Source organism: Stenotrophomonas chelatiphaga (assembly GCF_001431535.1).
GTDB classification, from domain to species: domain Bacteria; phylum Pseudomonadota; class Gammaproteobacteria; order Xanthomonadales; family Xanthomonadaceae; genus Stenotrophomonas; species Stenotrophomonas chelatiphaga.
Genome location: NZ_LDJK01000040.1, coordinates 1 through 18,204, shown reverse-complemented (window position 1 = coordinate 18,204; position 18,204 = coordinate 1). Strand labels below are relative to the sequence as shown.

Below are 18,204 nucleotides of genomic sequence, written 5' to 3'. Positions count from 1 at the left end.
CGCTGCTGCCCACCACTGCGCTCGCCGAGCACGGCTATGCAGGGCATCCTGCCCAGCACCCTGCGGCGCTACGGTGCATGCCGTGTTTCAGGCCCGCCCGATATCCGACGGGTGCAGGCCGTAACGCTCGACGAAGCGCTTGCTGAAGCTTGGCAGCGAGCGATAGCCCACCCGCGCGGCGACCGCTTTCAGCGGCAGCGCGGTGGTGTACAAAAGGCCCATCGCGTGGGCCAGCCGCGCTTCGGTCAGCAGCTGGCGCAGGCTGGTGCCTTCGCTGGACAGCCGGCGTCGCAGGGTGGCCCCGCTGATGGCAAGTGCGGCTTCCACATCGTGGGATTGCCAGTCGCGCGCCGGCTCCGCGGCCAGGCGGTCGCGCACCTGTTCGGACAGCGTCGGTTGCGGCGCCAGCAGCAGGCTGCCATGACCCTGCCGGGCCAGGGTGATGGCGAAGCTGGCCAGGGCCAGCCGCGCCTCGCTGTAATGGCCATCCTGCAGCGCCTGCCGCCAGCGTCGCAGCAGCGCACCGTGCGCGTCCAACGGCAGGCGTGCCAGCGCCTCGCCCGCGGCGGGGAGGGGCTCGTTCCACAACGTGCGTGCGGCGGCCAGCGCCTCGCTGCAGAACGGCACCACGGCGCTGGTATAGCGTCCGCAACGTGCGTCGGGCAGGTTGACCACATCGATGCGGCAGCGACGGCTGATCAGGAAGATGTCGCCGGGCGCGAAATGCAGCGACTGGGTCGCCGTGCGTACGCGCTTTTCGCCTTCCAGCAGGATCGCGAACTGCGGCTGGGGAATTTCCACCGAGCGTGCGCCGTGTTCGCGCAGGGCGGTGACGCAGGCATAACCTTCGGCACGCGCACAGTGGGCGAGGCTGGCCATGTCGGCCAGTACGCTGGCAGTGTCGGATTCGGCCATGGCGGGCGGGACGGACGTCATCCCTCCAGTGTACGAGGGTCAAGCCCCCGCAGGTGGGATGCTGAAGTCCGTCACGGAGGCGTGACGCGGGCAGGCCTCACGCTATAGTGCGCCCTTGTGATGACGGGGCCACAACCCCATTCCATCCGCCACCCCTTCAGCGAGCCTGTCCCTTGTCGAGCCCCAGCCACGTCGCGCAGACGCCCATCACTGACCGTTCGCAGCTGGTGGAGGTGATCGCCTCGGGAGAAAAGCCGCGCGCCGCCTGGCGCATCGGTACCGAGCATGAAAAATTCGGCTTCCGGCTGGACGACCTGCGTGCCCCCACCTTCGACGGCGAGCGCGGTATCGAAGCGCTGCTGCAGGGCCTGCAGCGGTTTGGCTGGGAAGCGGTGCAGGAAAAGGGCCGGACCATCGCCCTGCTGCGCGATGGCGCTTCGGTGACCCTGGAGCCGGCCGGCCAGCTGGAGTTGTCCGGCGCGGCAGTGGAGACCATCCACCACACCTGCGTGGAAACCGGTACCCATCTCAATGAAGTGGCGCAGGTCGCTGGTGAGTTGCAGCTGGGTTTCCTCGGCATGGGTTTCCAGCCGAAGTGGAAGCGCGATGAGATGCCGTGGATGCCGAAGGGCCGCTACCAGATCATGAAGAACTACATGCCCAAGGTCGGTTCGCTCGGCCTGGACATGATGACCCGCACCTGCACGGTGCAGGTCAACCTGGATTACGCGTCCGAAGCAGACATGGTGAAGAAGTTCCGCGTGTCGCTGGCGCTGCAGCCGATCGCCACCGCGCTGTTCGCCGATTCGCCGTTCACCGAAGGCAAGCCGAACGGCTACCTCAGCTACCGTTCGCACATCTGGACCGACACCGATGCCGACCGCACCGGCATGCTCGATTTCGTGTTCGAGGACGGCTTCGGTTACGAGCGCTACGTGGATTACCTGCTCGATGTGCCGATGTACTTCTCTTACCGCGACGGCGTGTACCACGATGCCAGCGGCCAGAGCTTCCGCGATTTCATGGCGGGCAGGCTTCCGGTGCTGCCGGGCCAGTTGCCGACCCTGACCGACTGGGCCGACCACATGACCACCGCCTTCCCGGAAGTGCGGTTGAAGAAGTACCTGGAGATGCGCGGTGCCGACGGTGGCCCCTGGAGCCGCCTGTGCGCGTTGCCGGCGTTCTGGGTGGGCCTGCTGTATGACGATGAAGCCCTGGATGCGGCCTGGGACCTGGTGCGTGATTTCACCCTGGTCGAGCGCCACGCACTGCGCGATGGCGTGCCGAAGCATGCGATGAACCTGCCGTTCCGTAATGGCACGGTGCGGGATCTCTCGCGCGAGGCGGTCAGGATCGCCGTGGGCGGCCTGAAGCGCCGCGCTGCGTTGAACAGCGACGGCATGGACGAAAGCCATTACCTGGACGTGCTGCAGGAAATCGTCGAGTCCGGCCTGACCCCGGCCGAGCGCAAGCTTGCGCTGTTCCATGGGCGCTGGAATGGCGACGTGGACCACGTGTTCCGCGAATTCGCGTACTGATCATTGACCGGGCCGGGCGGGCGGCCGGCCGGCCACGTTGAAAAGAGAATAAAAGCAGGGGTCAGGGTCCTTTCGCTACGCGAAAGGACCCTGACCCCGTTCGCTGATCCCGTGTACTGATCAGCCCTTGATCGAGGCCATGTCGATCACGAAGCGGTAGCGCACATCGTTCTTGGCCATGCGCTCCCAGGCTTCGTTGACGTCCTGGATGTTGATCACTTCCACGTCGCTGACGATGCCGTGCTCTGCGCAGAAATCCATCATCTCCTGGGTTTCCGCCATGCCGCCGATCGCCGATCCGGTCAGGTGCTTGCGGCCGAAGATCACGCTCACGCCGGTCAGCGGCGGATCGAGTTCGGTCAGCACGCCCACCAGGCACATCGTGGCATCGCGCTTGAGCAGGCCCATGTACGGGTTGGTGTCATGCCCGACCGGGATGGTGTTGAGCAGGAAGTCGAAGCTGCCCGCGTGGGCCTTCATCTGCTCTGGATCACGCGAGACCAGCACTTCATCGGCGCCCAGGCGCGTGGCATCGGCGCCCTTTTCCGGGGTGGTGGTGATCATCACCACGTGCGCGCCCAGTGCCTTGGCGAACTTCACGCCCATGTGGCCCAGGCCGCCCAGACCGATCACGCCGACCTTCTGGCCGGGTCCGACCTTGAAGTGCTTGAGCGGCGAATAGGTGGTGATGCCGGCGCACAGCAGCGGCGCGGCGGCCTTCAGGTCCAGGGTCTCGGACACCTTAACCACGAAGCGCTGCTCGACCACGATGTGGTCGGAATAGCCGCCCTGGGTGGGCTCGCCGGTATGGCGGTCGGTGCCGTTGTAGGTGAAGGTGGAGCCTTCGGCGCAGTACTGTTCCAGATCGGCGTTGCAGGCTTCGCAGTGGCGGCAGGAATCGACCATGCAGCCGACGCCGGCGAAGTCGCCGACTTTCAGCTTGGTGACCTCGGCGCCGACTTCGACCACCTTGCCGATGATCTCGTGGCCGGGAACCATCGGGTACTTGGCGCCGCCCCAGTCATCGCGGGCCTGGTGCAGGTCGGAGTGGCAGATGCCGCTGTACAGGATCTCGATGCGGACGTCGCCGGCGGCGACGGCGCGGCGCTCGAAGGTGAACGGAACCAGCGGCGCGGTAGTGGAGTGCGCGGCATAGGCTTTGGCGAGGGACATGGGGGATCCTTGGCAGGGTTTATGGAAAGGCGCTTTACAATACGCCCACGGCGGCGTGCCTTGTAGGCCGTTGATCGGGATGATTCATCAAGGCGGACTGGACAATGGCGACGGATAACCTCACCCATCTCGCGGCGTTTGCCGCCGTGGCGCGCCATCGCAGCTTCCGCCGTGCCGGTGCCGAACTGGCGTTGTCCACGTCCGCGGTGAGCTACGCCATCCGCGCGCTGGAAGAGCGGCTGGGCGTCGGCCTGTTCCACCGCACCACGCGCAGCGTATCGCTGACCGAGGCCGGCCAGCGGCTGATGGAGCGGTTGCAGCCGGCACTGGGACAAGTGAGTGACGCGCTGGAGGAAATGAACCGGTTCCGCGCCACGCCAGCGGGGTTGTTGCGCATCAACGCGGCCCGTGCCGCCGTGCCGACCCAGCTCAGTCCGCGGCTGGCCGATTTCCTGCGCGCGCATCCGGACGTGCGCATCGAGGTGACCGAAAACGACGGCCTGGTGGATATCGTCGCCGAAGGATTCGATGCCGGGGTGCGCCTGCACGAGTTCGTGCCTGAAGACATGGTGGCGGTGCCGCTGGGTCCACCGCTGCGCGGCATGATCGTGGCATCACCGGCCTACCTGGCCCAGCATGAGACCCCGCAACACCCGCGCGACCTGCTGCGGCACCCGTGCGTGCGCTTCCGCTTCGCCAGTGGCCATCTGTACAAGTGGCAGTTCGAGCGGGGCGAAGAATCGCTGGAGATCGACGTGCAGGGCCGGATCACCTTGAGCGAGCAGACCACCATCGTGCGCGCCGTGCTGGACGGGCTCGGCATTGCCTACGTGCTGGAAGATGCCGCGCGCCCGTGGCTGGATTCCGGGCAGCTGGTCAGCATGCTGGAGGACTGGAGTCCGCCGTTCCCGGGGTTCGTGCTGTACTACCCGCGACAGCGGCAGATGACATCGGCGCTGAGGGCTTTCGTGGACCTGCTGCGCGGGACGTGAATGGCACCAAGGTGCTGCCCGCATGCAGGTCCGACCCTGCGCGGGGCATCTGAATGGCGGGCGCGCGCGGGGCACTACCGCACAAGGGATGACGGGACCAACCGCAAGCGGGCGCTCGCCGGAAATCCGGATGCCTGGCCGGGCAGATTCCCTGCAATCGCCGTCGGCCGCGCAACGCAGGATCACGCTGCTGCACGCGCACCCGCCATGAAGCAGGCGCAACCGCCTGCGTTGCCGCGGCAGCACTCTTCTGCCACGGCAAAGGTGTCCATCCGCATGCAATCACACGCTTTCAATCCCACCGCATTTACCCGGGCGTGGCCCGCTGCTGCCCCCGACCTCCCCGCCAGGCCCGCGCTGCGATCGATGCAGGATCCCATGGCTGCCTGCTTTCTCGGGCCCTTCGCGGACAACGATGGGGTCATCCAGGAGCTGCTCTACGCCTTCTTCCGCGATCATGTCCAGTGGCGTCGAAGCCTGCACCCGCAGGGCGACACCCCCGTGCGAGCCATGCCTGCTGCGTCGCCAAAATACCGTCAGCTGCAGAAGCGCATGTTCGAAGAACTCAGTGCACTGTCCAGTGCGCTGAAGGATTCAGTGCCTTTCCACAGCCCGCGTTACATCGGCCACATGTCATCGGACCTGCTGTTGCCCGGCCTGTTGGCGCAGATGCTGACGCTGCCTTACGACCCCAACAACATCAACACCGACTCCGGCGCGGTCACCATGCGCATGGAAATGGAGGTCGGCCTGCAATTGGCCCGCATGCTCGGCTGGCCCCACGACGTCAGGCAGCCGGACTGTGCCTTCGGCCATCTGACCTCCGGTGGCACCACCGCCAACTACCAGGCGCTGCGCCTGGCCATGTCACTGAAGGCCTGGCCGGTGGCGCTGCGCGCTGCCAGGGTGCCGGACATTCCCTTGCCGGTGGACGACGATGCGGCGTTCAACTGCGATCCCGCAGCCGGCATCGCGCTGTTCCAGCAATGGCAGGCGTGGACCGCCGCGCTTGCACCCGCTGATCGCCAGCGGTGGCGGGCCCGGGTCAGTCAGCAGCAGGTAGAAACACTGGGCCTGAACGAGTTCTTCGCTCGCCATCCCACGCTCCGCGTTCCGCAGGTGCTGGCCTCGTCGACCGTTCACTATTCCTGGACCAAGGGCATGAAGCTGGTCGGCCTGGGGAAGGCGCAACTGCGGCTGCTGCGCACCCAGGGCATGCGCCTGGATATCGAGGCCCTGGACGAAGCGCTGCGCGACTGCGCGCGGACGCGGCAGCCGGTGCTGATGGTCGTGGCCGTGCTGGGCAGCACCGAGTACGGCAGCATCGATCCGGTGGAGGCGATATGCGATGCGCGTGATCGCTCGACCCGCGAAGGGCTGGGCTTCGGCGTGCACGTCGATGCGTCATGGGGCGGCTATCTGGCCAGCGTGTTCCGCCATGAAAGCGGGGCGCTACGCTCGTTGCAGGACATGCGCGCAGAGTATCGCGACTTCCCGCAGCCCTATGTCTACCGTGCGTTCGCGGGCCTGGCCCGGGCAGATTCGGCCACCGTGGATCCGCACAAACTGGGGTACCTGGCCTGCGGCGCAGGTGCCTTCGTGTGCCGTGACAACCGCGCCATGCCCCTGCTGGCCGAACAGGCCGACTACGTGTTCGCCGGTGATCCCGCGGCCGGCTACATCGGTCAGTACGCGCGCGTGGGCCAGTTCACCCCGGAGGGCTCGCGACCGGGTGCCATGGCCGCGGCGGCCTATGTCAGCCAGCGCGTGCTGCCGCTGGACCATGCCCATTTCGGCGTGCTGGCACGTCGCACCATCCTGGCCGCCGAGTTTTTCACACGCCAGGCGACGGATTTCGCCGAACGCGTTCGCGACGTGGCCAACGTGCTGTTGCCCTGCGAGCCGGACAGCAACCTGGTGTGCCTTGCCTTGAACCCGCAGGGCAACGGCTGCATCGAAACCGCCAGCCGGTTCGTGCAGCGGCTCCATGACCGGCTCAGGCCGGATCCGGCGGGAAATGCGCGGTGCCCGGCCTTCATCGCCTCCAGTACCTCCCTGCGGGAGCAGGCAGTAGGCCGGCGGGACATGCAGCGCATCCTGCGCCAGCTCGGGCTCGATGGCGGCGAGGCCGGCAGCGTAGGCAGCCTGTCCATCCTGCGCCACTCGCTGATGAATCCCTTCCTGCTGCATGCCGAGGCTGCAGGGAAACCGGACAACCCGATCATGCAGTACTTCGTGCACCTGGAGGCGCTGGTGCGGGCGCTGGCGGCGGGCCAGGGCTGACCCTGCCAGGACAAGGGATGGACGGTCGCAGCGGTCATCAATATACTGTCCCCCAGTATAGTTCCATGGCCGCTGCCAGATGCCGCATTCCGCTGAAGAAAAGAAGAAGGTCCTGGCCCGCGTGCGGCGCATCCGCGGCCAGTGCGATGCGCTGGACCGCGCGCTGGAATCCGGTGCCGACTGCGGTCCGGTGCTGCAGCAGATCGCGGCCATCCGCGGTGCGGTGAACGGACTGATGTCCGAAGTCATGGAAGCGCACCTGCGCGAGGAATTCGGCCAGCCCGCAGCCTCCGACGCGCAGCGTGCCGAGCGCGTGCGCGACATGGGCGCGCTGATCCGCTCCTACCTGAAATGAACCGTGCCCGCCGCGTGCGGGCGCTCGTCAACACGCGCGCAACACGCGCCTGCCTACCCTTGTCCTTGCCCGTCCCCTGGAGAATCCCATCATGAAGTCCCGCGCCGCCGTAGCCTTTGGTCCTGGCCAGCCGCTGAAGATCGTCGAGATCGACGTCGCCCCGCCGAAGAAGGGCGAGGTGCTGGTCAGGATCACCCACACCGGTGTCTGCCACACCGATGCGTTCACCCTGTCCGGGGATGACCCGGAAGGCCTGTTCCCGGCCGTACTGGGCCACGAAGGTGCCGGGATCGTGGTGGAAGTGGGCGAGGGCGTGACCAGCGTGCAGCCGGGCGACCATGTGATCCCGCTGTACACCGCCGAGTGCGGTGAATGCCTGTTCTGCAAGAGTGGCAAGACCAACCTGTGCGTGGCCGTGCGCGCCACCCAGGGCAAGGGCGTGATGCCCGATGGCACCACCCGCTTCAGCTACAACGGCGAGCCGATCTACCACTACATGGGCTGCTCCACCTTCAGCGAATACACCGTGGTGGCCGAAGTCTCGCTGGCCAGGATCAACCCTGAAGCCAACCCGGAGCACGTCTGCCTGCTTGGCTGCGGCGTCACCACCGGTATCGGTGCGGTGCACAACACCGCCAAGGTGCAGGAAGGCGACAGCGTGGCGGTGTTCGGGCTGGGCGGCATCGGCCTGGCGGTGATCCAGGGCGCGCGCCAGGCAAAGGCCGGGCGCATCATCGCCATCGACACCAACCCGTCCAAGTTCGAGCTGGCGCGTGAGTTCGGTGCCACGGACTGCGTCAACCCGAGCGAGCATGAAGCGCCGATCCAGCAGGTGGTCGTGGACATGACCGGCTGGGGCGTGGACCACAGCTTCGAGTGTATCGGCAACGTCAACGTGATGCGCGCCGCACTGGAATGTGCGCACCGTGGCTGGGGCCAGTCGGTGGTGATCGGCGTGGCCGGCGCCGGCAAGGAGATCTCCACCCGCCCGTTCCAGCTGGTCACCGGCCGTACCTGGAAGGGCAGCGCGTTCGGCGGGGTAAAGGGGCGCAGCCAGCTGCCGGGCATGGTCGAAGATGCGATGAAGGGCGATATCGAACTGGCGCCGTTCGTCACCCACACCATGGAACTGGACAAGATCAACGAAGCCTTCGACCTGATGCATGAAGGCAAGTCGATCCGTTCGGTCGTGCATTTCTGATCAAGGGACACGCCATGGAACGCATTGAACACCGCGCCTGTTTCGGCGGCTGGCAGGACGTCTACCAGCACCGTTCGGAGGTGCTGGACTGCGAGATGAAATTCGCGGTCTACCTGCCACCGCAGGCCGCCACGCAGAAGCTGCCGGTGCTGTACTGGCTGAGCGGGCTGACCTGCAACGAACAGAACTTCATCACCAAGGCCGGTGCCCAGCGCTACGCTGCCGAGCACGGGCTCATCCTGGTCGCGCCGGACACCAGTCCGCGCGGCGATGAGGTGGCCGATGCGGAAGGCTACGACCTCGGCAAGGGCGCGGGGTTCTACCTCAACGCCACCCAGGAACCGTGGGCGCGGCATTACCGCATGCACGATTACATCGTCGACGAGCTGCCGGCGTTGATCCAAGCGCATTTCCCGGCTACCGATGCGCGCGGCATCAGTGGTCATTCGATGGGCGGTCACGGCGCGTTGGTGCTGGCGCTGCGCAACCCCGGCCGCTATCGCAGCGTATCGGCGTTCTCACCGATCGTGGCGCCCAGCCAGGTGCCGTGGGGCGAGAAGGCGTTCAGTGCCTACCTGGGCCCCGATCGCAGCGCGTGGTCGCAGTGGGATGCCAGCGAACTGGTGGCGACGGCAACCGAGCGCCTGCCGCTGCTGGTCGACCAGGGCGACGCCGATGAGTTCCTCGGCGGACAACTGCAGCCGCAGCGCCTGCAGGCCGCCTGCGAAGCCGCCGGCCACCCGCTGCAGTTGCGCCTGCAACCCGGGCATGACCACAGCTACTACTTCATCGCCAGTTTCATCGGCGATCACATCGCCCACCACGCCAAGGCGTTGTGATCGGGTAGCGCCGGGCATCGCGCCCGGCGCTACCTGCGCGACCTCGCTGATCAGTCGTCGTCTTGTTCGGCGGCTTCGCGACCCTGCTGGCGGATCAGCGCTTCTTCGCGCGCATCGTTGATGGCGTGGCGGACGCTGTCCAGGTCGATGGTGGTCTCATCGTGGACGAAGGTGCCGGTCAGCGGCGAGTCGGGCAGCAGCTCACCGGCCTCGAACAGGGCCCACATCTCTTCGCCGTACCAGCTGTCCAGCAGCTCCGGGGCGAAGCGGCCCAGGTAGGCGGTGAGATTGTTGACGTCGCGCAGCAGCATCGTGCGCGCGGCATTGTTGCCACCGGCGCTGACCACCTGCGGGAAATCGATGACCACCGGGCCATCGGGCCCGACCAGCACGTTGTACGGCGACAGATCGCCGTGGATCAGCCCGCAGCACAGCATGCGCACGACCTGGCGGACCAGGATCTGGTGGAACTCACGCGCCTGGTCCGGCTCCAGCTCCACTTCGCCCAACCGCGCGGCGGAGAACCCTTCCGCATCGGTGACCAGTTCCATCACCAGCACGCCGTGGTAGTAACCATGCGGCTCCGGTACACGGACCCCGGCGTCGCGCAGCTGGTAGAGCGCGTCGACTTCGGTATTCTTCCAGGCGGTTTCCTGCTGCTTGCGGCCGTACTTGCTGGCCTTGCCCACGGCGCGGGCTTCGCGGCTGCCACGGACCTTGCGTCCTTCCTGATACTGCACGCGCTGCTGGAAGCTGCGCTGTGCCATGTCCTTGTAAACCTTCGCGCAACGTACATCGTCGCCGCTGCGCACCACGTACACAGCGGCTTCCTTGCCACTCTTGAGTGGGCGCAGCACTTCATCGATCACGCCGTCGTCGATCAGCGCCTGCAGGCCTTGGGGGGTCTTCACATAACCTCGGTGGGACGGCCAGCGCCAGAGGCGGGCCTGAAAGGAGGTGATTTTCGCACCTTCCTGACCCGGCGGCCACCTGCCCCTGTCTGCAGACGCCGCCGGGCATGGCGCTACGACTCAGCGGACGTCGTGCAGGGTCCAGTGGGGGCCGGCAAGCAGTCGCAGGCGTTCCTTCAGGATCTCGCCCTTGATGGTGGTGCGGGCTTCAAGCTTGATCTGCAGGTCGTCCTGGGTGCCGGTCACGCTGGCGGCGGGGTCGGTGACGCCCCACTGTTCGGGCACCGCGTCCGGATCGGACTGCTTGGCCTTCCACTTGTCGAACAGGGTGGTGCTGGACAGCGCGTCCTGCAGCTGCGCGGCGAAGCCGTCGGCGCCATGGGCGGTGAAGGCAAGTTCGGGGTCGCTGCCGCGCGCCTTGGCGGGGTCCGGCAGGCTGATGTAGTACGTGGTCATCGGGATCTCCGTTCAATGCTGCAAGCGTTGCAGGCGGCCGGTGCACGGTGCGTGCAGGGCCGCCGCAGGCTACTCATTCGAACCGGTGCGGTCCATCGGCGAAACCGACCGTCAATGCCCCTTTGCCCACGTTGACCATGCCGGTCAGGCTCATCACCGTTTCCAGCACCACCACGCCGTGGTCGCTGCAGACCTGGCGCAGCGCATCGTAGCCGGGCAGGGCGCGCAGTTCGTCCAGTTCGCCGCCGTAGCTCAGGCAGACCGCCGGGGTCATCAGCCCTGCACGTACGCGCTGGCCGACCACCTCGAACAGCTTGGCCACGGCATTGTCGAAGCCCTTGATCTTGGCCACCGGGCCGGTTTCACCCCGGTAGCCGTGCAGCACCGGCTTGATGTCCAGTGCACTGCCCAGCGCGGCGCTGATCAGGCCGACGCTGCGATCCCCTTTGTGGCGGGCGCGGGCGCGCATGTAGTACAGGTCGCGGGTGATCATGTAGCCGTGCACGTTGCCGGCCAGTTCTTCCAGCCGCTCGCGGATCTGCTGCACGCTGGCGCCGCTGTCGCGCAGCCGCACCGCTTCCACGGCGGTCACGGCCTGGGCGGCGAACAGGTTCTGGGTGTCGATCACCCGCAGCGCGAACGGCGAATTGAAGCCGGCCGCCTGGCGCACCGGTTTGTAGTCGTTGAGGATGGCGAAGCTGGCCTGCAGCGCGTTGTCGTGGATCGGGCTGCGGGTCTTGGTGATGGTCATGCAGAACACGTGGTCGTAGTCGATCACCAGGCGCTGCAGGAACAGGTCGCGGATCTGCTGGACGCTGAAGGGGATGGTCTCCGCCTCGGCGCCGTTCTCGGCCACGTGGGCATGCAGGAAGCTCAGCGTGGCCTGCTCGTCGCGATGGTCGGCGAGGATGGCTTCGCCGATCCGCACCGTGATCGGCAACAGGACGATGTTGTGCTGGGTGATGAAGTCCTGCGGCAGGTCGCAGGCCGAGTCAACGACGATTCCGATGCGCATTCGCAGGCCCCCTCCAGGCGCGTTTTCCGCTTCATAAGCGTGAAACGTATCGCACTTTCGGGAATTTCGCGCGTGCCATCGGCGTCCCGCTGCTCAGCGGCTGCGGTGCACCGCGACCGGCAGGGCCAGCAGCGCTTGCCACGCCGGCTGCTCCAGCAGCAGCGGATCGTCGAGCACGGCGGCCATCAACGGATGCGCATCATTGCCCCAGAACAGCTCCCCGTCGATGGACAGGGTCGGTACCCCGAAGACACCCGCTGCGATGGCCGCCTCGGTATTGCGGCGCAGGGCTTCCTTGACGTCGAGCGCGCTGACCGCAGTGGCCGGATCGTCCACGCCGAGCTGGGCGGCCAGCGCTTCCAGCGTGCCCACGTCATCGGCGGCGCGGCCCTGCAGCCAGATCCAGTCGAAGATGGCATCCACCGCCGCCGCACCGGACCCGGCGGCGATGCACAGCCGCAGGGCGGGCAGCGGATTGAATGGATGCGCCGGGGGGAAGTGCAGGCCGACGCCCTCCTGCGCAGCGGTCCAGGCCAGCTGGCGGTAGATGAAACGCCGCTTGGCCGGGATCTCCGCAGGGCCCAGGTTGCCAAGGTGGTGCAGCACGGCCCCGAGCGCGATCGGGACCGGCTGGATGCGCGCGAACTGCGGCAGGGCCTTCAGCTTCTGCCAGTGCAGATAGGCGTAAGGGGAGACGAAATCGAAATACCAGCGCAGCGCCATCGCGTCGTCTCCTTGGGGCAGGGGCCAGGTCAGTCAGGGCTGCGCGGTGCGCGGCAGGTAACGGTCGCGCAGTTCGGTCTGGCGCGAACGCATCGGCATCGCGCGCCCGCCCAGCCACACCTGCTCGGCATAGTGCGCTACGTCCAGCGGATCGCCTTCCCACAGCACCAGGTCGGCCAGCTTGCCCGGTTCGATGCTGCCGATGCGGTCGCCCACGCCCAGCGCCTCGGCGGGTACCCGGGTCAGGCCGGCCAGCCCATCGGCCCACGGCAGCCCATGCGCTACGGCATTGCCGGCCAGCTGGCGGACCTTGCGCGCGTTGTGCGAGGCATCGCCGGCCTGGGTGAAGCTCACCTCCACCCCGGCCTTGCGCAGCCGGGCAGCATTTTCCAGGGTCGCGCCGATCTGGTCGAAGGTGGTCGGCAGATTGCCCAGCGCATCGACGAAGACCGGAACGCGGGCCTGGGCCAGTTCGGGTGCCAGCTGCCAGGCCTCGGCGCCGCCGGCGATGGCGATCTTCACCTTCTCGCGTGCCGACCAGCGCAACAGCTGGCGGATGTCCGAGGCACGGTCCACTTCGATGATGATGCGGCCCTTGCCGGCCAGGTAGTCGGCCAGCGTGCGCCGGCCGGCGGGGGTGAGCAGGGCATGCGGTGAATCAGTGCCGACGCGGCCACGGGCCTCGTCAATGACCTGCTGCAGCAGCATCCACTGCGCCGCGCGTGACTTGCCGGTCAGCTCCGCTGCCGCCGATCCCAGGCGCAGGTACAGGGCGCGCGGCCCGATCGGATCGGCACTGCCATCCAGCCGCACCACGCCGCCCTGCCCGGCGATGAAGCCGCCGCCGGTGTGCGCGCCCAGCGCGGTGAAGCCGATGCCTTCCACGCGAGCGACCGGAACCAGGATCGAGGCCGGGTTGTAGGCCAGGGTGACGTCGAACTCCGGCCGCAACGGCTGCTCGCCGAGGGTCAGCGTGCTGTCCACCGTGCTCTCTTCGCCGGACACTTCCTCGATGCCGATTTCGGTGATGCCACCGAACAGCGCGGGCGTCAGCGGACGGCCATCGGCCTCCACCACCGCCACGCCGGCCGGTGCGGCAAGGCCGCTGCCGACCGACTGGATGACGCCGCCGCGCACCAGTACATCGGCGTTGGACAGGCTGCCGCGTGCGCTGGCGGTGTGCACCGTCGCGTTGCGGATCAGCAGGTCCTGCGCGGTGGCGGGCACGGCGGCCAGGCCCAGCAGCAGGGCGAGGGCGTGCGCGGTCTTAATGCGTGCACGGATCATCAGCGCACCTCCTGGCCGAGACGGAAATCAGACACCGGCTTGCTGCGCGGATCGGCCCGGTCGAAGTACTGATGACCGTCGATGAACACCTGGTCGGCCAGCGCATAGGAACTGAAGGGATTGCCGTTCCACACCACCACATCGGCGTTCTTGCCCGCCTCCAGCGTGCCGGTCTTGCCTTCGATGCCCAGCGCCTTGGCCGCATTGGCGGTCATCCAGGTGATGGCGCGTTCCGGTGCGATCGCCGGCATGTCGGCGCGGCGCGCGGCGGCGATCACCTTGGCCGCTTCCTGGTTCAGGCGCTGGATGCCTTCGGGTGAATCCGAATGCACGATGGCGCAGCTGTTGGCAGGACGGTCGACCAGTGCGATGTTCTCCTGGATGCCGTCGAACGCTTCCATCTTGAAGCCCCACCAGTCGGCCCACAGAGCGCCGCAGACCCCTTCCTGGGCCAGTCGGTCGGCCAGCTTGTAGGCTTCCACCCCGTGGTGGAAGGCGGCGATCTTGAAGCCGAACTCATCGGCCAGGTCGAGCATGGTGGCCATTTCGTCGGCACGGTAGCAGTGGATGTGCACGCGGATGTCGCCCTGGATCGCGCCAGCCAGCGTGTCCAGTTTCAGGTCGCGCTTGCCGCCGCTGTCGCCGCTGCTGTCTTCCTTGTCGCCGCCGAACCAGCGCTTGCGCTTGGCGGGCTTGGCGGTGTTCTTGGCGATGTACTCGCTGGCATCGATGAACGCGGCGCGGTAGCCGGCCACGTTGCCCATGCGGGTGCCCGGTGCGGTGCCCTTGCCGCCGTACACGCGCTTGGGATTCTCGCCGCAGGCCATCTTCAGTCCCCACGGCGCGCCGGGGAATTTCATCGCCTGGTAGGTGGTGGTGGGCACGTTCTTGAGGACCACGCCGCGGCCGCCGACCAGGTTGGCCGAACCGGGCAGCACCTGCATGCTGGTCACCCCGCCGGCCAGCGCCTCGGCGAAACCGGGATCCTGCGGCCACACCGAATGCTCGGCCCAGACGTTGGCGGTCACCGGCGCGGTCATCTCGTTGCCATCGCTGTGCGCGCTGACGCCGGGGCTGGGATACACGCCCAGGTGCGAGTGCACGTCGATCAGGCCGGGGGTCACCCAGCGCCCGTGCGCGTCGATGCGGCGCACGTCGCTGCCAGCCTGCAGGGCACGGCCGACCTCTACTACTTTTCCATCACGCAGCAGTACGTCCGCATCGTCCAGGCGCTGCCCGGTGCCGGTGAGCACGGTGGCGTTGTGGATCAGCACGGCCTCGCTGCTGCGCGGCTGGTAGGTGCTGGGATACGGATCCTGGATGAAGCGCGAAGCGCCGGTGGCCGGCGCAGCGGCCAGCGACAGCAGCGCCAGGCCGATGCCGGCGCGCAGCAGGTTGTACATGGAGTCCCCGTGAGCATGGTGGTGCAGGCTGCTGACGCTAGCGGAGTAACGGCCTGCTTGCCAAGTGACCTTCGGCCTGGCCTCGCGACCGTACGCGGCGGCACGGTGAAAGCGCGCTGGCGTATTTGCGGTAATCTCGGGAAGCGATGGCGCCACGCGCTGTCCGCCGTGTGGGTCGCCGCGAGCTGCAATGGCCGCGCGCACCCAGGATGAACCACGTAATCAAGGAATAGATCCAACCATGACCCGTACCACGTTGTTCCGTACTTCTTCTTCGCGCCGTCCCCTTCCTTCGCTGCTTGCTTCGGCCATCGCCGGTTCGTTGCTGGTGGCCGCCGCGATGCCGGCCCTCGCGCAGTCGCAGGATGCGCAGCTGGAACACTACCAGCAGCTGCGCAGCGTGCAGGCAGCGGCCGCATCGGTGGCGCAGGGCGCCGTCGCGCGTCCGCCTGCAACCGCGCTGGCATCGGCTGCTGAAACCGGCCCGCTGATGGGCGCGGCCGGCAATCGCGAAAGCTGGCAGACCGAAGAGTTCCAGGTGGACTGGGGCCTGGCTGCGATGAATGCCGATGCTGCCTATGCGCGTGGGCTGACCGGCCAGGGGATCCGCCTGGGCGTGTTCGACAGTGGCAGCGGCCTGGCGCACGACGAGTTCGCCGGCAAGAACCACAGCAGCATCCGCATCGCCGACCTGCTGCCCGATGGCACCTCCTGCACCAACGTCAACGCGCTGTGGGGGCCGGATGCCTGCTTCGCCAGCGATGGTGACGTGGTGGCGCTGGAGGCCATCGGTTTCGATTACGGCCTCACCGAGGAAGACATCGCCTTCCTGATCGGTGCCGGTGCGCCCTACGGGTTGACCTTCAATACCCACGGCACGCATGTGTCGGGCACCATCGCCGCCAACCGCGATGGCAGCGGCATGCACGGTGTTGCCTTCGGTGCGGACCTGGCCGCCGCCAAGCTGTTCTTCGACAGCTACGTCGAGTGGTACCTGGCACCGGATAATTACTACCGTCAGGGCTCGGTGTTCCCGCAGGTCGGGCCGAGCGAAGACGCCTTCGCCAGCATGTATTCGCAGATGAACGCCCAGGGCGTGCGCGCGATCAACCACAGCTGGGGCCTGGGCAGCGAACCGGAGACCGTCGAGGAGTTCGACGAGATCTACAACCACGAAGGCGACCGCGCCTATCTGGATATCTTCGCCGAAGGCTCGCGCCAGGCCGGGATGATCCAGGTGTGGGCGGCCGGCAACTCCGCCGACTACAACCCCAGCCCGGAAGAGGCGCCGCTGGCCGGCGTGTATGCCACGCTGCCGCGCGCCTTCGCCGATATCGAGCCGTACTGGCTTGCCGTGGTGAACCTCAACCAGGACCTGCAGCTGAGCGACCTGTCGCACCGCTGCGGGCTGGCCGCGAACTGGTGCCTGGCCGCGCCGGGCAGCGACATCATCTCCACCTCGTACGGTTCGGAAGGACTGGAAGGCCAGCTGGCCACCGATGACAACCAGAACGTGCTGCTGGACGTGCTGGAACGCGTGCCCAGCTACACCTACGAACAGATGAGCGGCACCTCGATGGCGGCCCCGCATGTCACCGGCGCGCTGGGCCTGCTGTTCGAACGTTTCCCGTACCTGGACAACGCACAGGTGCGCGACGTGCTGCTGACCACTGCCACCGACCTCGGCGCCGAAGGCGTGGACGATGTCTACGGCTGGGGCCTGGTGAACCTGGAAAAGGCCATCGAAGGCTATGGCCAGCTGCGGGTGGACACGAACGTGGTGATGAACACCGCGGCCGGCGGCCTGAAGGTATGGGAAGGCGATGCATGGGATGACTGGACCAACGACATCGGCGGCCCGGGTGCGCTGACCAAGTCCGGCATCGGCTGGCTGCGCCTGAGCGGCGACAACAGCTTCAACGGTGCCGTGCTGCGCGAAGGCATCCTGGAGCTGGACGGCGTCAACACGCTGACCGATGCGGTAGTGGTGCAGGGTGGCCAGCTGCGCTTGAACGGCAGCCTGGTCGGCACCGACCTGGACGTGCGCGGTGGCAGCGGGCTGGTCGCCGCGGGTGCGCTGCTGGATGGCTCGTCGCTGTCGATCAGCGGCGGCATGCTGTCGTTCAACGGCACGCAGACCGGCGGGTCCACCGTGGTGGGGGCCAATGGCCTGCTGCAGGGCACCGGTACGCTGGGCGATACGCGCGTGGCCGGCATCATCGCGCCGGGCAACTCGATCGGCACGCTGACCATCGATGGCGACTACGTGCAGACCGCCAGCGGCGTCTACCTGGCCGAACTGTCGCCGGGTGGCAGCAGCGACCTGCTGCGCGTCAGTGGCACCGCCACGCTGGATGGCACGCTGAAGGCGCTGCCGGAAGCGGGCATCTACTACCTGGGCGAGCAGTTCAACGTCATCCAGGCCGACGGCGGGGTGCAGGGTCGCTTCGCCAACACCGACTTCAGCGCGTTCTCGCCGTTCCTGCAGTTCGGCGTGGGCTACGCCAGCAATGGCATCAACATCGAGGTCACCCGTGGCCAGTTGCTGGCCACCGCAGCGACCACCGCCAACCAGCGTGCGGTGGCCGGTTCGGCCGATGCGCTCGGCGTGGACCAGGGCCTGCCGCAGCCGCTGACCCTGCTGTTCCCGCAGCAGGTCGGTGCGGCACTGGACGGCCTGAGCGGTGAACTGCATGCCGCCACGCCGCTGGCGCTGGTGGAAAGCAGCCGCTACGTGCGCGATGCGGCTCTGAGCCGTGCGGTCGGCGCGCGTTCGCCGCAGGACGACGCCAGCCAGGCCACCGGGGCGTGGGTGCAGGCCATCGGCGGCAGCGGCAAGCTGGATGGCGATGCCAACACGGCACGTACCCAGTCCAACACCAGCGGGTTGCTGGTGGGCATCGATCGTGACATCGGCGGCTGGCAGCTCGGCCTGCTGCTGGGCAATGGCCGCACCGACACGAAGCAGGCGCAGGGAAGGTCGGCGAAGGCGCGCAGCGACAACCCCCACGTGGGCCTGTACGCCGGCCACCGCTGGGGCGCGTTCGGCCTGGGCGGTGGCCTCCGGTTCAAGCCGCCATGGCATCGACAGCCTGTCCCTTATACCCATCAGA

General features: G+C 67.4%; 15 protein-coding genes. 7 read left to right on the top strand and 8 right to left on the bottom strand.

The window, feature by feature from the left end; genetic code table 11:
* Positions 1-87 precede the first annotated feature (87 nt).
* The gene (locus ABB28_RS09675) at positions 88-915 is read right to left on the bottom strand and encodes a helix-turn-helix transcriptional regulator (RefSeq protein WP_170184007.1); all 828 of its coding nucleotides are present in this window, start codon (positions 913-915) and stop codon (positions 88-90) included.
* Positions 916-1,088: 173 nt separating this feature from the next.
* Here ABB28_RS09675 and ABB28_RS09670 point away from each other — a divergent pair, with 173 nt between their 5' ends.
* Entirely contained in the window at positions 1,089-2,453 is a 1,365-nt protein-coding gene (locus ABB28_RS09670) for a glutamate--cysteine ligase (RefSeq protein ID WP_057508431.1), read from the top strand.
* A 120-nt stretch (positions 2,454-2,573) separates the two neighbouring features.
* On the opposite strand, the gene ABB28_RS09665 is transcribed toward ABB28_RS09670, so the two are convergent.
* Complete coding sequence (locus tag ABB28_RS09665; RefSeq protein ID WP_057508430.1) at positions 2,574-3,626, bottom strand: NAD(P)-dependent alcohol dehydrogenase; 1,053 nt, start codon at positions 3,624-3,626, stop codon at positions 2,574-2,576.
* Between the two features lie 104 nt (positions 3,627-3,730).
* Here ABB28_RS09665 and ABB28_RS09660 point away from each other — a divergent pair, with 104 nt between their 5' ends.
* The 5 genes from ABB28_RS09660 to fghA all read left to right on the top strand — a co-directional run bounded on the left by ABB28_RS09660 (position 3,731) and on the right by fghA (position 9,296).
* Positions 3,731-4,618: a LysR family transcriptional regulator gene (locus ABB28_RS09660; RefSeq protein WP_057508429.1), complete on the top strand. Its 888-nt coding sequence runs from the start codon at positions 3,731-3,733 to the stop codon at positions 4,616-4,618.
* A 552-nt stretch (positions 4,619-5,170) separates the two neighbouring features.
* Entirely contained in the window at positions 5,171-6,901 is a 1,731-nt protein-coding gene (locus ABB28_RS09655) for a pyridoxal phosphate-dependent decarboxylase family protein (protein WP_161809865.1), read from the top strand.
* Between the two features lie 79 nt (positions 6,902-6,980).
* The gene (locus ABB28_RS09650) at positions 6,981-7,256 is read left to right on the top strand and encodes a metal/formaldehyde-sensitive transcriptional repressor (RefSeq protein WP_042613675.1); all 276 of its coding nucleotides are present in this window, start codon (positions 6,981-6,983) and stop codon (positions 7,254-7,256) included.
* 91 nt (positions 7,257-7,347) lie between these two features.
* On the top strand, positions 7,348-8,457 hold the full coding sequence (locus ABB28_RS09645) for an S-(hydroxymethyl)glutathione dehydrogenase/class III alcohol dehydrogenase (protein WP_057508427.1): 1,110 nt from the start codon (positions 7,348-7,350) through the stop codon (positions 8,455-8,457).
* A gap of 14 nt (positions 8,458-8,471) precedes the next feature.
* Entirely contained in the window at positions 8,472-9,296 is an 825-nt protein-coding gene (gene fghA / locus ABB28_RS09640) for an S-formylglutathione hydrolase (RefSeq protein ID WP_057508426.1), read from the top strand.
* A 50-nt stretch (positions 9,297-9,346) separates the two neighbouring features.
* On the opposite strand, the gene ABB28_RS09635 is transcribed toward fghA, so the two are convergent.
* The 6 genes from ABB28_RS09635 to ABB28_RS09610 form a co-directional block, all read right to left on the bottom strand.
* The gene (locus ABB28_RS09635; protein WP_057508425.1) at positions 9,347-10,207 is read right to left on the bottom strand and encodes a PA4780 family RIO1-like protein kinase; all 861 of its coding nucleotides are present in this window, start codon (positions 10,205-10,207) and stop codon (positions 9,347-9,349) included.
* 120 nt (positions 10,208-10,327) lie between these two features.
* A complete protein-coding gene (locus tag ABB28_RS09630) occupies positions 10,328-10,663 on the bottom strand; it encodes a hypothetical protein (protein ID WP_057508424.1) in 336 nt (111 codons plus the stop codon).
* 73 nt (positions 10,664-10,736) lie between these two features.
* Complete coding sequence (locus ABB28_RS09625) at positions 10,737-11,678, bottom strand: DegV family protein (RefSeq protein WP_057508423.1); 942 nt, start codon at positions 11,676-11,678, stop codon at positions 10,737-10,739.
* Between the two features lie 93 nt (positions 11,679-11,771).
* Positions 11,772-12,401: a 2-hydroxychromene-2-carboxylate isomerase gene (locus tag ABB28_RS09620; protein ID WP_057508422.1), complete on the bottom strand. Its 630-nt coding sequence runs from the start codon at positions 12,399-12,401 to the stop codon at positions 11,772-11,774.
* 33 nt (positions 12,402-12,434) lie between these two features.
* On the bottom strand, positions 12,435-13,688 hold the full coding sequence (locus ABB28_RS09615) for an amidohydrolase family protein (protein ID WP_057508421.1): 1,254 nt from the start codon (positions 13,686-13,688) through the stop codon (positions 12,435-12,437).
* Positions 13,688-15,091, bottom strand: coding sequence for an amidohydrolase (locus tag ABB28_RS09610; protein ID WP_057508420.1), 1,404 nt, complete (start codon positions 15,089-15,091; stop codon positions 13,688-13,690). Before ABB28_RS09610 ends, ABB28_RS09615 begins: the two co-directional genes overlap by 1 nt.
* Positions 15,092-15,332: 241 nt before the next feature.
* Between ABB28_RS09610 and ABB28_RS09605 the strand changes: the two genes are divergently transcribed.
* A partial coding sequence (locus tag ABB28_RS09605) for a S8 family serine peptidase (RefSeq protein ID WP_057508419.1) occupies positions 15,333-18,204 on the top strand: 2,872 nt, incomplete at its 3' end.

Excerpts from the sequence above, each read along its gene's own strand:
- ABB28_RS09630 (WP_057508424.1), bottom strand. The coding sequence starts at position 10,663 with ATGACCACGTACTACATCAGCCTGCCGGACCCCGCCAAGGCGCGCGGC.
- ABB28_RS09660 (WP_057508429.1), top strand. The coding sequence starts at position 3,731 with ATGGCGACGGATAACCTCACCCATCTCGCGGCGTTTGCCGCCGTGGCG.
- ABB28_RS09610 (WP_057508420.1), bottom strand. The coding sequence starts at position 15,091 with ATGTACAACCTGCTGCGCGCCGGCATCGGCCTGGCGCTGCTGTCGCTG.
- ABB28_RS09665 (WP_057508430.1), bottom strand. The coding sequence starts at position 3,626 with ATGTCCCTCGCCAAAGCCTATGCCGCGCACTCCACTACCGCGCCGCTG.
- fghA (WP_057508426.1), top strand. The coding sequence starts at position 8,472 with ATGGAACGCATTGAACACCGCGCCTGTTTCGGCGGCTGGCAGGACGTC.
- ABB28_RS09675 (WP_170184007.1), bottom strand. The coding sequence starts at position 915 with ATGGCCGAATCCGACACTGCCAGCGTACTGGCCGACATGGCCAGCCTC.
- ABB28_RS09645 (WP_057508427.1), top strand. The coding sequence starts at position 7,348 with ATGAAGTCCCGCGCCGCCGTAGCCTTTGGTCCTGGCCAGCCGCTGAAG.
- ABB28_RS09625 (WP_057508423.1), bottom strand. The coding sequence starts at position 11,678 with ATGCGCATCGGAATCGTCGTTGACTCGGCCTGCGACCTGCCGCAGGAC.
- ABB28_RS09650 (WP_042613675.1), top strand. The coding sequence starts at position 6,981 with ATGCCGCATTCCGCTGAAGAAAAGAAGAAGGTCCTGGCCCGCGTGCGG.
- ABB28_RS09615 (WP_057508421.1), bottom strand. The coding sequence starts at position 13,688 with ATGATCCGTGCACGCATTAAGACCGCGCACGCCCTCGCCCTGCTGCTG.
- ABB28_RS09655 (WP_161809865.1), top strand. The coding sequence starts at position 5,171 with ATGTTCGAAGAACTCAGTGCACTGTCCAGTGCGCTGAAGGATTCAGTG.
- ABB28_RS09620 (WP_057508422.1), bottom strand. The coding sequence starts at position 12,401 with ATGGCGCTGCGCTGGTATTTCGATTTCGTCTCCCCTTACGCCTATCTG.